Source organism: Agrobacterium sp. 22117 (genome assembly GCF_052045735.1).
GTDB lineage: Bacteria > Pseudomonadota > Alphaproteobacteria > Rhizobiales > Rhizobiaceae > Agrobacterium > Agrobacterium cavarae.
On sequence record NZ_JBQEPP010000004.1, the window covers coordinates 462,781 to 477,408 of the forward strand.

At 58.4% G+C, this 14,628-nt stretch carries 17 protein-coding genes; 10 read left to right on the forward strand and 7 right to left on the reverse strand.

Features of this window, described 5'->3' with window-relative positions:
- Positions 1-36 precede the first annotated feature (36 nt).
- The 4 genes from ftsE (at position 37) to ACTJKV_RS14175 (ending at position 3,387) form a co-directional block, all read left to right on the forward strand.
- Complete coding sequence (gene ftsE / locus ACTJKV_RS14160; protein ID WP_062427619.1) at positions 37-696, forward strand: cell division ATP-binding protein FtsE; 660 nt, start codon at positions 37-39, stop codon at positions 694-696.
- On the forward strand, positions 689-1,690 hold the full coding sequence (locus ACTJKV_RS14165) for a cell division protein FtsX (protein WP_062427620.1): 1,002 nt from the start codon (positions 689-691) through the stop codon (positions 1,688-1,690). Before ftsE ends, ACTJKV_RS14165 begins: the two co-directional genes overlap by 8 nt.
- Positions 1,691-1,757: 67 nt before the next feature.
- Entirely contained in the window at positions 1,758-2,444 is a 687-nt protein-coding gene (locus ACTJKV_RS14170) for a YdcF family protein (RefSeq protein WP_062427621.1), read from the forward strand.
- 154 nt (positions 2,445-2,598) lie between these two features.
- Positions 2,599-3,387 carry a lysophospholipid acyltransferase family protein gene (locus ACTJKV_RS14175; protein ID WP_062427622.1) on the forward strand — a complete coding sequence of 263 codons (789 nt, stop codon included), beginning with the start codon at positions 2,599-2,601 and terminating at the stop codon, positions 3,385-3,387.
- On the opposite strand, the gene ACTJKV_RS14180 is transcribed toward ACTJKV_RS14175, so the two are convergent.
- From ACTJKV_RS14180 to ACTJKV_RS14195, 4 genes are all read right to left on the reverse strand, one after another.
- Positions 3,376-4,359 (reverse strand): esterase-like activity of phytase family protein, encoded by a 984-nt coding sequence (locus ACTJKV_RS14180; RefSeq protein WP_440598985.1) that lies wholly within the window; start codon positions 4,357-4,359, stop codon positions 3,376-3,378. The genes ACTJKV_RS14175 and ACTJKV_RS14180 overlap by 12 nt on opposite strands.
- A gap of 58 nt (positions 4,360-4,417) precedes the next feature.
- Entirely contained in the window at positions 4,418-6,325 is a 1,908-nt protein-coding gene (gene cobT / locus ACTJKV_RS14185) for a cobaltochelatase subunit CobT (protein ID WP_062427623.1), read from the reverse strand.
- Positions 6,326-6,481: 156 nt separating this feature from the next.
- Complete coding sequence (gene cobS, locus ACTJKV_RS14190) at positions 6,482-7,471, reverse strand: cobaltochelatase subunit CobS (RefSeq protein ID WP_062427624.1); 990 nt, start codon at positions 7,469-7,471, stop codon at positions 6,482-6,484.
- Between the two features lie 63 nt (positions 7,472-7,534).
- Positions 7,535-8,161, reverse strand: a complete 627-nt coding sequence (locus ACTJKV_RS14195; RefSeq protein ID WP_062427625.1) for a J domain-containing protein — start codon at positions 8,159-8,161, stop codon at positions 7,535-7,537.
- Positions 8,162-8,327: 166 nt separating this feature from the next.
- Between ACTJKV_RS14195 and ACTJKV_RS14200 the strand changes: the two genes are divergently transcribed.
- Positions 8,328-8,609, forward strand: a complete 282-nt coding sequence (locus tag ACTJKV_RS14200) for a BolA family protein (RefSeq protein WP_440598906.1) — start codon at positions 8,328-8,330, stop codon at positions 8,607-8,609.
- A 31-nt stretch (positions 8,610-8,640) separates the two neighbouring features.
- Here ACTJKV_RS14200 and aroB read toward each other — a convergent pair whose 3' ends face one another.
- Together aroB and ACTJKV_RS14210 are read right to left on the reverse strand one after the other, a co-directional pair.
- Positions 8,641-9,771: a 3-dehydroquinate synthase gene (gene aroB / locus ACTJKV_RS14205; protein ID WP_440598907.1), complete on the reverse strand. Its 1,131-nt coding sequence runs from the start codon at positions 9,769-9,771 to the stop codon at positions 8,641-8,643.
- A 4-nt stretch (positions 9,772-9,775) separates the two neighbouring features.
- Positions 9,776-10,357: a shikimate kinase gene (locus ACTJKV_RS14210; protein ID WP_113265482.1), complete on the reverse strand. Its 582-nt coding sequence runs from the start codon at positions 10,355-10,357 to the stop codon at positions 9,776-9,778.
- 286 nt (positions 10,358-10,643) lie between these two features.
- Between ACTJKV_RS14210 and ACTJKV_RS14215 the strand changes: the two genes are divergently transcribed.
- From ACTJKV_RS14215 to ACTJKV_RS14235, 5 genes are all read left to right on the forward strand, one after another.
- A complete protein-coding gene (locus ACTJKV_RS14215; protein WP_111847411.1) occupies positions 10,644-10,796 on the forward strand; it encodes a hypothetical protein in 153 nt (50 codons plus the stop codon).
- A 14-nt stretch (positions 10,797-10,810) separates the two neighbouring features.
- Complete coding sequence (gene xerD, locus ACTJKV_RS14220; RefSeq protein WP_440598908.1) at positions 10,811-11,764, forward strand: site-specific tyrosine recombinase XerD; 954 nt, start codon at positions 10,811-10,813, stop codon at positions 11,762-11,764.
- 63 nt (positions 11,765-11,827) lie between these two features.
- Positions 11,828-12,781 (forward strand): acetyl-CoA carboxylase carboxyltransferase subunit alpha, encoded by a 954-nt coding sequence (locus tag ACTJKV_RS14225; RefSeq protein ID WP_313057033.1) that lies wholly within the window; start codon positions 11,828-11,830, stop codon positions 12,779-12,781.
- Between the two features lie 173 nt (positions 12,782-12,954).
- Positions 12,955-13,692, forward strand: a complete 738-nt coding sequence (locus ACTJKV_RS14230) for a YrbL family protein (protein WP_274101590.1) — start codon at positions 12,955-12,957, stop codon at positions 13,690-13,692.
- A 130-nt stretch (positions 13,693-13,822) separates the two neighbouring features.
- On the forward strand, positions 13,823-14,197 hold the full coding sequence (locus ACTJKV_RS14235) for a hypothetical protein (protein ID WP_440598909.1): 375 nt from the start codon (positions 13,823-13,825) through the stop codon (positions 14,195-14,197).
- Positions 14,198-14,236: 39 nt separating this feature from the next.
- Here ACTJKV_RS14235 and ACTJKV_RS14240 read toward each other — a convergent pair whose 3' ends face one another.
- Positions 14,237-14,527 carry a hypothetical protein gene (locus tag ACTJKV_RS14240; protein WP_440598910.1) on the reverse strand — a complete coding sequence of 97 codons (291 nt, stop codon included), beginning with the start codon at positions 14,525-14,527 and terminating at the stop codon, positions 14,237-14,239.
- Between the last annotated feature and the right edge of the window lie 101 nt (positions 14,528-14,628).

Consider the following 14,628-nt stretch of genomic DNA (forward strand, 5'->3'; position numbering starts at 1 on the left):
TCAAGCGGATCGGAAAAGAAAGAGACTGGAAAAGCGTTGATCCATTTCGAAAATGTCGGGCTGCGTTACGGCATGGGCCCGGAAATTCTCAGGGACATGACCTTCGATATTCCCAAGGGTTCCTTTCAGTTCCTGACCGGGCCGTCCGGTGCGGGCAAGACGACGCTTCTGCGCCTGCTGCTCATGTCGCTGCAGCCGACGCGCGGTCATATCCGCATGTTCAATCGCGACATCTCGCGCATCCCGAGAAGCGAGCTTCCGATGCTGCGTCGACGCGTCGGCATCGTCTTTCAGGATTTTCGCCTCCTTGATCATCTGACGACCTATGAGAATGTCGCCTTGCCTTTGCGTGTCCGCGGCAAGGAAGAAAGCGCCTATCGCAACGATGTCATCGAGCTTTTGAAGTGGGTCGGTCTGGGAGAGCGGGTCAACGTTCTTCCCGCCATTCTTTCGGGCGGCGAAAAGCAGCGTGCCGCGATCGCGCGCGCGCTGATGGATCAGCCTGAAATCCTGTTGGCCGATGAGCCGACCGGAAACGTTGATCCGCCCATGGCCAAGCGGCTGCTCAATCTCTTTCTGGAACTCAACCGGCTGGGCACCGCCGTCGTCATCGCCACGCACGATTTTGGCTTGATGGATCAGGTTGATGCGCGCCGGATGATTCTGACCGAAGGGCGGCTCGACATCTATGAATGAGATGAACCGTAAGACGCTGAAGCCGAGAGCACCGCAGCAGGGCGCACCGCAGATGCGCATCCGCCCGATGGCGCCTATCCTGCCGCCATCCAACATTCAGGGCAACGCGCTGATCGTCGTCATCGCCATCATGGCCTTTCTCGCCTGTCTGACGCTCGGTGCCGTCAGCATGGTACGCGCCACCGCCGCCAGCTGGCAGAGCCAGATCTCGCGGGAGATCACCATTCAGATCAAGCCCGAGGACGGGCTCGATATGAATGCGGCGCTCAACAAGGCCCGCAATCTGGCGCTGGGTTTCGTCGGCACGCGCGAAGGCACGATCATGGACGATGCCGCGACGAGCCGCCTCCTGGAGCCTTGGCTGGGCTCGGGGCTTGATCTCTCCGAACTGCCGGTGCCGCGTCTTGTCATCATTACCATCGATGAAAACAACCCGCCGGATTTCGAAGCCATGCGGGCAATGCTGAAGACCGAAATCCCGCAGGCCTTTCTGGATGATCACCGCACCTGGGTGGATCGTCTGGTGTCCATGGCCCATACGACGGTGATGATCGGTGTCGGCGTGCTGGTGCTGGTCTTTACCGCCATGGTGCTGACGGTGATCTTTGCCACGCGCGGTGCACTCTCCGGCAACCGGCACATTGTCGAGGTTCTGCATTTCGTCGGCGCCGAAAGCGGCTTCGTCGCGCGAGAATTCCAGAAGCACTTTCTGAAGATCAGTCTCAAGGGGTCAGGTGCCGGCAGTGCTGTCGCGGCGTTCGTCTTTCTTGCGGCAGGCTTCTGGCAGTCGCGATCGCTTGCAACGCCGCAAAGCGATCAGGCGACCGCCTTGTTCGGCTCATTCTCGGTCGGCATCGACGGTTATCTCGGTATCCTGATGACGATGATCATCATCTCGTTGCTGACGACGATTACGGCGCGCATGACGGTCATTCGCACCATCGATGAGATCGACCGCATCCGTTCCGACCCGTCGAAGAGCGATGGCTTATAGGGCGTTGGTGGTAGAGGACCGGGCACAACCGCCTGTTCCTTGCCATAGTCCCTGCTTATGGTAACTCATGGCAATGAGTCGCATAGACCGGCATGATCATATGGCTGATTCGCCGCGGAACCGAATGTTCTCGCGACGCGGGCCGTTGCGCCGCTTCATCCGTATAGCCATCCTCGTTTTCGTCGTCACTGCCGGTGCCGTTTTCGGCGGATTTTTGTGGTTTGCCGATTCCGTTGCGACCATGCGACCGCCGGAAGGCGCGAGAGCCGATGCCATCATTGTCCTGACCGGAGGTTACCAGCGGATTGACCAGGCGGTCGGGTTGTTGCGCGATAAGGTCGGAAAGCGGCTGCTCATTTCAGGCGTCAACCCATCGACGACGCGCGCGCAAATCAGGAGGATGACGCAGAGTTCTCCCGATCTCTTCGCCTGCTGCGTCGACATGGGCTACAAGGCGATCGACACGATTGGCAATGCCAATGAGGCCGCAGGGTGGATACGCGACAAGGGCTACACCTCGATCGTCGTCGTCACCAATAATTACCATATGCATCGGAGCCTGCATGAGCTTAGAAGCGCCAGCCCCAATACCGAGTTCATCGCCTATCCCGTCATCAACTCGGATTTGAGCCGCACCAACTGGTTCGCCAATCCCGACGTGTTGCGCACCATGATCTCCGAATACGCGAAATTCGTCGTCGCCGCACTTCGCGACCTGACGGGCATCGGCAAGGGCAATGGCCTGAGAGACTGAACGGTCGATCCGGAAAACCTTGTGCCGTCTCGGCCACGACCTTCTCGCTGGATAGCTCTTGCTGCATGGCCCCGGTTTCGTGTAGGCGTTGCCCATCTGCGCTGGCGTGAAGAGGCACCCGTCTTCGGCTCAAGCGCCCGGAGACGCCAGACACATGCTCAGACTACGTTCGGTTCTGTTCAACACCTTCTTCTATCTCAATCTCATCCTACGCATGATCGTGCTGACGCCGATCTACTTCATCGTGCCGCGCAAGCTTGCCTATGAGATCCCGAAGAACTGGGCACGTTCCAACCATTGGCTGATGAAGACGATCGTCGGAACGACTTTCGAGGTCGAGGGTCTGGAAAATATTCCGCAAACCGGCTGCATCTTCGCGCCCAAGCACCAGTCCTTCTGGGACACCTACGCGCTGCTGCCGGACCTGAAAGACCCGGTCTATATCCTGAAGCGTGAACTGATGTGGATACCGCTTTTTGGCTGGTATGTCGCCAAGCAGCGCATGATCCCGGTCAATCGTGCTGCGCGCGGCAAGGCAATGCTGAAGGTCATGGACCGCGCCAAGGAGGAGATGGCGAAGGGTCGCGAGTTGATCATCTATCCGGAAGGCACGCGCCGTCCACCGGGGGCAGAGCCGGAATATCGCTACGGCATTGCGCGTCTTTACCGCGATCTGAAAGTGCCGGTGGTCCCCGTTGCCATGCATCCCGGCCTTTTCTGGCCACGCCGGTCCACCATGCGCTATCCGGGGCACTTCAAGGTGCGCATTCTGCCGCCGATCCAGCCCGGTCTCGATCCGGATACCTTCTTCAAGACGTTGATCGAGGTGACGGAAAAGGCGAGCGACGAACTGCTCATCGAGACAGCGCGCAACAATCCCGACCTGCCCATGCCGCCGACCGCGCAGAAGCGGCTGGCCGAGTTGGGTTTCTCAAGAGTCTGATTGATTCAGCTTGAATTCCAGCATCAGGTTTCGTTGCAGGAACGAGTGGTTGTCGTCCGAGACAAGGATGAGATGGGTGGACCCATCCGGCTGAGGCACGACGTCAATGCCTTCCATATTGTCGATCTGATAGGACGGGCCGGCCTCTATCAGCGTTTCGCCATCGACGACAGCGCCTGGACGAATATCCTGGCCCTCAATACGGCGGATGCGCATGCCTGCTCCTTCGCTGAAATTGAAGCGGCGCTCCAGCAAAAGCAGGTCGCCATTGGGCAGGAAAGCGCCGTCTGTCGCGGCGAAATCACCATGCTTCTTGACGGCAAACAGCCCCTTCAGCGGCCCGTCCAGTATAGCGGCGTAAAGATTACCGTTTCTGTCGACGCTGTCTTCCGCCACCGCAACCAGTGCGCCTTTGAGCGGCGAGTTCTCCGTCGAGGCAACAAGTGTCTCCAGCCCGGCATTGCGTTTCAGGGCGTTGTTGGGAATGAGATGGGGAAGCCTGCCGCGTGGCTTGGCACCGGCGAGATCCTTGTCGGGATAAATGCCGATGCGGTGGAACTGTTCATAGCTGACATAGAGACGATCGCCGCGTACTGCCAAGCCCTCCGCATCCATGTCCACCTTTCTGCGCGCGGCGGTTCCATTCTCGTTCAGCATCGGATCGATATGCAACATCGACACGCCGGAAAGAGCCCCGGTCTTGCTATCGCGCTCAATCTCGCCAGTCATCCAGTGGCCGGTATCCAGAACGGCAACGAAGCTGCGTCCGTCCGCTCGAAAGCGCACACTCGAAATTGCCCCGAAATCAGGGTCGGACGAGCGCATGGACAGTCCGCCGATAAATTCGAGCTTGCCGAAGTGCCTTTCACTCGATCCGGTGAGAAAATCCCGGATTGGCGAAGAGGTCACAGCAACTTCAGGAGAGGAGGCGCCGATTGCCGCCGAGCTGAGAATGGCAAGAACAAAAGCCAGCGTAGCGACGGGGCGTGCGAACGATCGGCGGGGGAAAACGCCCCCGCTGCGACGTGTCTTATCCCGCACGGCGCATCCTGCGCGACGGCTTGCCGGAGCTTGTGCTGGTATCCTCGAAGAGAGCGGCAAGTTGCTCGGTCATGGCGCCCGCCAGTTCGTCCGCGTCCACGATCGTGACGGCGCGGCGATAGTAGCGCGTCACGTCGTGGCCGATGCCAATCGCCAAAAGTTCGACAGGCGATCGCGTCTCGATCTGCTCGATGACGGCGCGTAGATGCCGTTCGAGATAGTTGCCCGGATTGACCGACAGCGTTGAGTCGTCCACCGGCGCGCCGTCGGAGATCATCATCATGATCTTGCGTTGCTCCGGGCGGTTGATCAGGCGGTTATGCGCCCACATCAGTGCTTCGCCGTCGATGTTTTCCTTGAGCAAGCCCTCGCGCATCATCAGGCCGAGATTGCGCCGCGCACGGCGCCACGGCGCATCCGCGCTCTTGTAGATGATGTGGCGCAGGTCGTTCAGACGGCCGGGCGATGGCGGCTTGCCGCTGGCAAGCCATTGCTCGCGCGACTGCCCACCTTTCCACGCCTTGGTGGTGAAGCCGAGGATTTCCACCTTCACGCCGGAGCGTTCCAGCGTGCGGGCGAGGATATCGGCACAAGTCGCGGCAACCGTGATCGGTCGACCGCGCATGGAGCCAGAATTGTCGATGACGAGCGAAACGACCGTGTCGCGGAATTTCGTATCGCGTTCCTTCTTGAAGGAAAGCGGCTGCATCGGATCGATGATGAGTCGCACGAGACGTGCCGGATCGAGGTAGCCCTCTTCCAGATCGAAATCCCAGGAGCGGTTCTGCTGCGCCATCAGGCGGCGCTGCAGACGGTTTGCCAAGCGCCCGACGGCGCCTTGAAGGTGCGCCAACTGCTTGTCGAGGAAGGCGCGCAGGCGATCCAGCTCCGCTTCGTCGCAGAGTTCCTCAGCATGAATTTCCTCGTCGAATTCCTGGGTGAAGATGCGGTAGTCGACCTTCTCGTTGAAATCGTCGAAGGGGCTGTTCGGGCGGCGGGTTTCGCCGGGCGTCTCGGAATCCTCATCGAGATCGTCGGACATTTCGTCCTCCGACATCTCGGCGCCATCCATCTCGCCATCTTCCATCTGTTCCTGAGAGGCTTCGCTCTCCTCCGCAGGGGCGGCATCGGAGCCCGCGTCTTCCTCGACCTGTTCTTCCTGCTGCTCGTTGCTGCGCGGCTGGTCTTCGTCGGATTCGGCTTCCTGCGATTCCGGCTCGTCATTCTCGTCGCCAAAATCCTCCGCCATCTGCATGGAGGTCAGCATTTTACGAACAAGCTTGGAAAACGCCTTCTGGTCTTCGATGACGGAGGAGAGATCCTTGAGATCACCAGACGCCTTGTCTTCGATAAAGGGGCGCCAGACATCGAGGATTTTGCCTGCACTTTCCGGCGGCTTTTCACCGGTCAGCTTCTCGCGGACCAGCAGCGCAACAGCCTCGGCAATCGGTGCATCTTCCTGGGTGTTGATCGCGCCAAAGTTCGCCTTGGCGTATTTCTCCGTGTTCATCGCACGAATGTTGTTCGCCATGCCTGGCATGCGAAGCGCGCCGATGGATTCGACACGTGCCTGTTCGACAGCATCGAAGATCTGCCGTGCATCGGCACCCTGCGGCGACATCGTGGCATGCACATCACTATCGTGGCAGGCAAGGCGAAGCGCCATGGAATCGCCAAGTCCGCGGGTGATCGCCACTTCCTGTGCCGTCGGCTTCTTGGAGATTTCCGGTAGCCGCATGCGCTCGCCGGCAAGGCCCGGACGCTCATTGGCGAAAACCACTTCGACTTCGGAACTACCCGCGACAGACCGCACGCAGCCGGTGATCGCCTGACGCAGCGGTTCGGTATCGATCACCGTACCGGATTTGGGTCTCACATTGTCGCCGCGCGCTGCCATGGTCTTTCCTGTCGATTCTGAACGCTCCGCGCAGACTTCGAAAGTCACGCGGGAGCGTCTTCGTCTTCACGCTTTAATCTGCGCATTTCCGGACGCAAGACCGATGCCACTCTTGCTGGAAATGCTCTAGTGATCTCCCGGCTTTCGCCGGAAGGATCAGGCGCTGAGAACGATGTTTGCCGCGCTTTCCTTGAGCTCGACGCCGAAAGCGCGCTGGTACTGCTCTGCCACGAGCGTCCGCTCCAGCTCATCGCACTTGTTAAGGAAGGTAACGCGGAAGGCAAAGGCGAGGTCGCCAAAGATTTCTGCGTTCTCTGCCCAGGTGATGACGGTACGCGGGCTCATCACGGTCGAGAGGTCGCCATTGATGAAGGCCGAGCGGGTGAGATCGGCAACCCGGACCATCTTCGATGCGGTTTCGCGACCCTTCTCGGTGTCGAGGCTCTTCACCTTGGCAACGATGATATTCACTTCCTGCTCATGCGGCAGATAGTTCAGCGTCGTAACGACCGACCAGCGGTCCATCTGCGCCTGGTTGATCTGCTGCGTGCCGTGGTAAAGGCCGGTCGTATCGCCGAGGCCAACGGTGTTGGCGGTTGCGAAGATACGGAAGGCCGGGTGAGGGCGGATCACGCGGCTCTGATCGAGCAGCGTCAGGCGGCCGGACGATTCTAGAACACGTTGAATAACGAACATGACGTCGGGGCGGCCGGCATCATACTCGTCGAAGACGAGCGCGACATTGTGCTGGTAAGCCCAGGGCAAGATGCCGTCCTTGAACTCGGTGACCTGCTTGCCGTCCTTCAGAACGATGGCGTCCTTGCCGACGAGGTCGATACGAGAGACATGGCTGTCGAGATTGACGCGAACGCACGGCCAGTTGAGGCGCGCTGCGACCTGTTCGATATGGGTGGACTTACCGGTGCCATGGAAGCCGGACACCATGACACGTCGGTTATGAGCAAAGCCTGCAAGGATCGCCAGTGTCGTATCGCGGTCGAAAAGATAATCCGGATCCAGATCGGGCACGTAGGCGTCGCCCTGGCTGTAAGCCGGAACACGCAGATCCGTATCGATACCGAAGACCTCACGGACAGAAACAGTCGTATCCGGCAGGTTGGTAATATCAAGGTCAATTTTGCTCATCACGTCTCCAAGGCGGGTAGCAACCACCCGGCCAAATCTTCATAAGGCAATTACCAAAAGGGCTTAGCAGAAACCCGATTGCTTTAACAATTGGTAGGCTTGAATGACAGCCCGAAAACGCTCTTCCGAACCGCGATCGCCACCATTAGCATCAGGATGGTGCTTTTTGACAAGCTCCTTATAGCGTCGTTTGATGTCTTCCTGCTTGGCGCCAGCCTCCAGACCGAGCGTGTCGAAGGCTTTCGCTTCCAGTGTTTTCAGTTTGCGGTCCGGCTGAATGCGCTGGCCGCCCGCCCTTCCGTCGCCAAAACCATTGGTGAAGCCAAAAGGATCCCGGATGCGCGCATTTGCAGCACCCGAACGCAAGGTCGAATGAAGCGGGCTGTCGCGCGCTGTCTTGTTCACCCCCACCGTCCATGTGGGGCGGTGGCCGGTGATTGCTTCCTTCTGGTAGCGGGCAATCTCGCTGTCGGAGAGGCCCGAAAAATAATTGTAGCCCTTGTTGTATTCCTTCACATGCTCAAAACAGAACATGAAGAATTGCCCCTCGGCATTGCGGCCGACGGGTGCGCGGTGATTACCAGGCTTGTCGCATCCATCCCACTGACACACGGGGGCTTGAGCCTCCGGCGGTTGGTCTCTCTTGCGACGCGTGCGGATGCGGTCGAAGTATTTCGAATCCAGTTTCATGATATCCCAATTATGGTGCGCAAAAGGGTGCACAACAAGAATTGACAAAGCGGAATGTTGCAGGCTTTTAGGTAGCCCCTTTAGGCCTGTTTGGTAACCCATCGGCTCTCCGTCGCCGAATTGCCAGACAGGCTCCAACCAACGTGATCATCAGGAGATGGATGCCATGTCCCTGCGCCAACGCATGGAAAACAAGCTGCGGGAGGCATTTTTGCCGGATCGCCTGAATGTCATTGATGAAAGCCATACGCATGCCGGACACCAGCCGGATATGACCGGCACAGGCGAGACGCATATGCGTGTTCAGATAGTGTCTGAGCAGTTCTCAGGCAAGTCTCGGGTGGACCGCCACCGTGCCATTAACGGACTGTTGAAGCCCGAGCTGGATGCCGGCCTGCATGCGCTGGCCATCGAAGCAGCGGCGCCCGGCGAACCGACGCGGTTTTGATTGTCTACAGCGACCGTAAGCCGTTGCAGCTTTAGCCCGGATGCTTTTCCGACAGGAAGCTCTGCACTTCAGATGCTGCAACATCGTCCGCCACGAAAGACTGGCCGATGCCGTGGGTCAGGATGAAGGTCAGCTTGCCGCCCTTGATCTTCTTGTCCTGGGCGATGGCCGCCATCAACGTTTCGACCGGCGGAAGTGTGCCGGGGATATCCTTCATCGAGGTGGGCAGCCCCACTGCTTTCAGATGTGCTTCGACGCGGGTTGCATCATCCGGGCTTGCAAGATTCATGCGAGCAGAGAACTGGTGCGCCAGCACCATGCCGATGGCAACGCCTTCTCCGTGAACCAGCCGTTCACTGTTATATTCGGTTGCCGCTTCCAGAGCGTGGCCGAAGGTATGACCGAGATTCAACAGCGCGCGAACACCGTTTTCCTTCTCATCCGCGACAACGACGTCCGACTTCGCCTGGCAGCTCGTGGCGATCGCCTCGATGCGAGCCGGGCCGCCCTTCTCGATCTCCGCCCAGTTCTTCTCAAGCCAGGAGAAGAAATCTGGTTTGTCGATCAGGCCGTATTTGACCACTTCGGCGTAGCCTGCACGAAACTCGCGCGGGCTCAGCGTATCGAGAACTGCGGTATCGGCCAGCACCAGATCCGGCTGATGAAAGACGCCGACGAGGTTTTTGCCGTGGCGGCTGTTGATGCCGGTCTTGCCGCCGACGGAGGAATCGACCTGCGCCAGAAGCGATGTTGGAATTTGCACGAAGCGTACACCACGGCGAACGATGCCGGCTGCGAAGCCCGCCAGATCACCGATGACGCCGCCGCCGAGCGCGATGACCGCATCGTTCCGCTCAATCCGCGCAGCAAGGATGGCATCGCAGACAGTGACGAGATGATCGAAGCTCTTGGTCTTTTCGCCTGCCGGCAGCGTCAGCGATACGGCCTCGATGCCGTCGGTCTGCAGACCATCCATCAGGGTTTCGAGATAGAGCGGCGCGACATGCTCATCAGTGATGATGGCGGCGCGCTTGCCTTTCAGCCGCGAGGAAATTTCTCCACCGGCCCGGCCGATCAGGCCAGGTCCGATAAGGATATCATAGGCGCGTTCACCCAGCGGAACATGAACAAGGCGCTCTTCGGTCTGGATGGCAGAGGGCATGGCATCAGGCTTTCTTGGTGAGGCTGGCGATGGCTTCTAGAACTTCCGTGGCGATGATGTCCTTGCGAACATCGCGGGATTCGATGGTGACGTCGGCTTCGCAATAGATGGGGTAACGCTTTTCCATCAGTGCCGCCAGCGTTGCCTTGGGGTTCTCGGTCTTCAGCAAGGGGCGATGGTCCCGCTTGTTGACACGTTCCCACAGCACTTCAAGATCGGCTTTCAGCCAGAGCGAAACGCCGCCACGCTTTATATGTCTACGGGTATTCTCATTGATGAAGGCCCCACCACCGGTGGAGACGACCTTGGGTCCACCACGCAACAGGCGCTTGATCACGCGCGTTTCCAGCGCCCGAAATTCGTCTTCGCCGTAGCTAGCGAAAAGCTCCGAGATCGTCATGCGCGAGACGCGCTCGATCTCGTCATCCGTATCGACGAAGGGGATCCTCAACTGCTGCGCGACCGACCTGCCGATTGCGGATTTTCCCGCACCCATGAGCCCGACGAAGACGATGTTGCGCCTGCCAAGGGCGGCACGTGCTTTTTCTCCCAGGCTCTGGGGAAGAGATAAGTTGGTTTCGCTCATGAATGATGGCCCATTTGGCTTCGGTATCTTCAAATGTTTACCAAGCGTCAAGCCAAATCGCGCCTTATAAGCATGTCGCGCAGAAGTGTGCAGCGGTTTTGCGATGACGACATGCGATGAAACAGGAACCTAAAGCCTAAAGCGCGAATCCGAAGGATCGCGGCGCGCTTTAGGCCATAGAAATAGCCTGGCCGGATGACACCGATTGTCATGCGGAAGGCCAGCCACGCCATGCCCTTGCCAAGATGTTCCCACAGGCAAGGCGACCAAGTGCTGCGGAGTGATCATGCCCACCCTTTTCCGTTTCATCTTCATCCTCGCGGCCATCGCCGGCATTATCTATGGAAGCATGGTATCGCTTGTTTCACTGGTCAAACCGCGCGAACGGGAAGTCACGGTGCGCATTCCTTCCGAGCGCCTCAACCCGCCGACACCTTGAGGAGCAGGCAAGCCATGTCTCGCCAGGATCATGCACGACTGGAAGGCTTTCTGGAAATGATGAGCGCCGAGCGCGGTGCGGCGATGAACACGCTTGCCTCCTATGAGCGCGATCTCACCGACCTGATGGCGTTTCTCTCATCGCGCCAGGCGTCGTTGACCGAGGCAACGACCGCCGACCTCTCCGCCTATCTCGCCCATCTCTCCGCCCAAGGCTTTGCCGCATCCTCGCAGGCACGGCGCCTCTCCGCGCTCCGGCAGTTTTACAAGTTTCTCTATTCGGAGGGTGTTCGCACCGACGATCCGACCGGCATATTGGACGCGCCACGCAAAGGTCGATCTCTTCCAAAAACCATGAGTGTCGCCAGCGTCACAGCACTTCTCGCCAAAGCCGCGGAAGAAGCGAGCCTGGAAGGGCCGGGGCAACTGGCGCGCATCCGCATGCATCTTCTGCTGGAACTGCTCTATGCAACGGGCATGCGTGTTAGCGAACTGGTCTCCTTGCCGGCCAAGGTCCTGCGATACGAAGGCCGTTTCCTGATGATCCGCGGTAAGGGCAACAAGGATCGCGTCGTCTTGTTGTCACGAACGGCGATAGAGGCGATGGAAAGATATGATGAAGCCCGCAAGGCGCTCGCGCCGAAGGGCAAGTCAGACGAAGAAAGCCCGTGGCTGTTTCCCTCTGCCAGCAAGGAGGGGCATCTGCCCCGTCAGGTGTTTGCCCGCGACCTGAAGGATATCGCCATCCGCGCCGGCCTCACCCCCTCGGCCGTCTCGCCGCATGTGCTGAGGCACGCCTTTGCCAGCCATCTTCTGCAGAACGGCGCGGATCTGCGCGCAGTGCAGGAACTGCTGGGCCATTCGGACATTTCAACGACACAAATATACACACATGTGTTGGAAGAACGCCTCCAAGAGTTGGTACAAACGCACCACCCTCTTGCCAAACAGGGCAAAAACCTTGATTAGAGCGACCGGAACCGCCGGGAGAGCCCGGTCAAACCTTGCGCAAAACGATCGGAAACGGATCTCATGCTCAGCTATCTCGACTTCGAAAAACCCATTTCGGACCTGGAAGGCAAGATTCTTGAACTGAAGAAACTGGCCGCAGAAGACGAGAGCATAGATACGTCCGAGGAAATTTCGCGTTTGGAAGCGCGCGTCAACGACGCGATGCAGGACATCTATTCCAAGCTGAATGCCTGGCAGAAGACGCAGGTGGCCCGCCACCCGCAGCGCCCTCACTTCATCGACTATGCGAGCGCGCTCTTCACCGACTTCACGCCGCTGGCCGGCGACCGCAAATTTGCCGAAGATGCCGCCATCCAGGCAGGTCTTGGCCGTTTCAACGGCCAACCGGTCGCCATTATCGGTCAGGAAAAGGGCAACGACACGAAGTCGCGGCTCAAGCACAATTTTGGTAGCCCGCGTCCGGAAGGGTACCGCAAGGCGATCCGCGTTCTGGAACTTGCGGACCGCTTCTCTCTACCCGTCGTGACGCTCATCGATACCGCCGGCGCTTATCCAGGTGTCGGTGCTGAAGAACGCGGCCAGGCGGAAGCCATCGCCCGGTCGACGGAAATGTGCCTGAACGTCAAGGTGCCGATCGTGTCCGTCGTCATCGGCGAAGGCGGCTCCGGTGGCGCCATCGCGATCGCCACCGGCAACCGTGTGTACATGCTCGAACACGCAATCTATTCGGTGATCTCCCCCGAAGGCGCAGCCTCCATCCTCTGGCGCGACTCAACCCGCGCCAAGGAGGCCGCGACCAACATGAAGATCACTTCGGATGACCTGAAGGCGCTCGGCGTCATCGACGGTATCATCCCGGAGCCAATCGGTGGCGCCCATCGCGATCCTTCAGGCGTGATCGCCGCAACGGGGAAAACAATCGAATCTGCGTTGAAAGAACTGACGGCGCAAACCGGCAGCCAGCTTCGCGCCGAACGTCGTCAGAAGTTCCTGGATATCGGCCGCAGCCTGTAATTCGCTCGACCATGTTTTCTGTTTGCAAAGGCGCGCCGCTCGCGGTGCGCCTTTTGCTTATCTGTGGTTCACACTGCCACGCGATAGGCCCGCCTTCTCGCAAACGACGCTTTTATCTCGCACAAATATGAAATATGAGGAATATTTCATATTTGTGACAGCAGGAGACAGTGATGTCGGTATTGGCGTCGGTAGGCGATGATTCCCGATCCCCGTTAAGGCTTCTGGAAAAGCCGCTGGCGTCCGGCATGTCGCGTGAGGTCTATGCTCTTCCCGGTACCAATATGCTCGTGAAGGTGCAGACAAAGATACCGCCACGCCGCTACTTCCAGAACATCCGGCTGCTATATCTAGTGCGGCGTTTTTATAAGGCTATCGTGCCACTGCGGCGCGAATTGAGAGAGTATGAACGGGTCGCACATGAAGGCCCCAGAACCGCGCGCCATCTCCAGCATTTTGCAGGCGTCGTTTCCACCGACAGGGGCACGGGCATTCTCGTGAAGGCTGTGCGCCGGAGGAACGGTGCCCTTGCGATGACCCTTCAGGATGCGATCGAGAGCGGGCAATACAGCCAGCAGACGGATGCTGCGCTTTCGGAATTCCTGGACTGGCTGGTCAAGAGCGAGATTGTTGCCGTGGACGTGCACCTGAAGAATATCGTCGTGGACGAGAAGAACGGTGCACTCGTTCTGATCGACGGCATCGGAGACAAGACCTTCCTTCCCGTCCGGTCATGGTTTTCCTGGCTGAACAGGAGCTATAAGAAGCGACTGGCCCAGTCGATCTATGCAGAAGTGGCGCACCGCTTTATGAAATCAGCGTTGAGCAACCGGACTGTTCTTCTGCTCTTCGTATTCGCAGGTACGATGTTGGGTATCGATATCTCGGATGGCCAGTTGATTGATGGATGAATCTTCGTAGTTTCCAATAAGCCCTTGGACACCTGCATCCTACCCCAGCAAACTATTGACTCGATCTCGATCTTACGTTGTATCGTTGATCAAGGGACGTAGGGGCGTCTCCAAGGGGTAAAGGGACATCATGAAAAAGATTTTGACGCTGCTGGTCGCAGGACTGGCCGTGACCGCCTGTGCAAAAAGACCAGATGCTATTGTTCCAGTCGATGTGCCGATGGCCGCTTATGGCAACATGGACTGCCAATCATTGGCGCAGGAATACCTGAAGGAGCAAACCGCTCTATTGGCCGTCTCCAAGCAACAGAACGATGCCGCAACAGGCGATGCTTTTGGCGTCTTTCTAATAGGCGTTCCGATGTCGAGCACCTTCGGTGGTGATAAGGAAGGTCAGGTGGCCGTCACGAAAGGCAAAGTCAACGCGATTGAAGCCAATCTGAGACGCAAAGGCTGCAACATTCCGGCGGTGACAAAACCGGGAAGCAAAAAGCCGGCGAACTGAACAACGTGATCTCTCCGTAAGGTATTACACCTATAGCGATTAATCGACGATAGAAGAATCGACCGGCGGCATTTCGTTGGCGGTCATTCTGGTGATCGGAACATGCTGCTCGACGGTTGTACTTGTTTCTAGGGCATTGACCGCTTTGCTTCGGACAAAGCTGGAATTCCCAACGGTGCTAAGGTTAGCGACTGACCGCTGCGCGCTCTCCACATACATTGCAAGCGAGATGTCTTCCCCGTGAAATAGAATGTAATCTTTGACCTCGATAGGTAAAGTACGACGCAGCAAGTATTCTTGCCCGGCCATCCGCTGCGGTTCGCAGTTCATGCCATGTGAAAAACCCAGAAGGCATGACTGCACGAAAGGGAGATCGGATTAGCGCGAGTCCATCTCGACGCAGATTCGGCCAAAGCGCGCGAGTGTCGCTC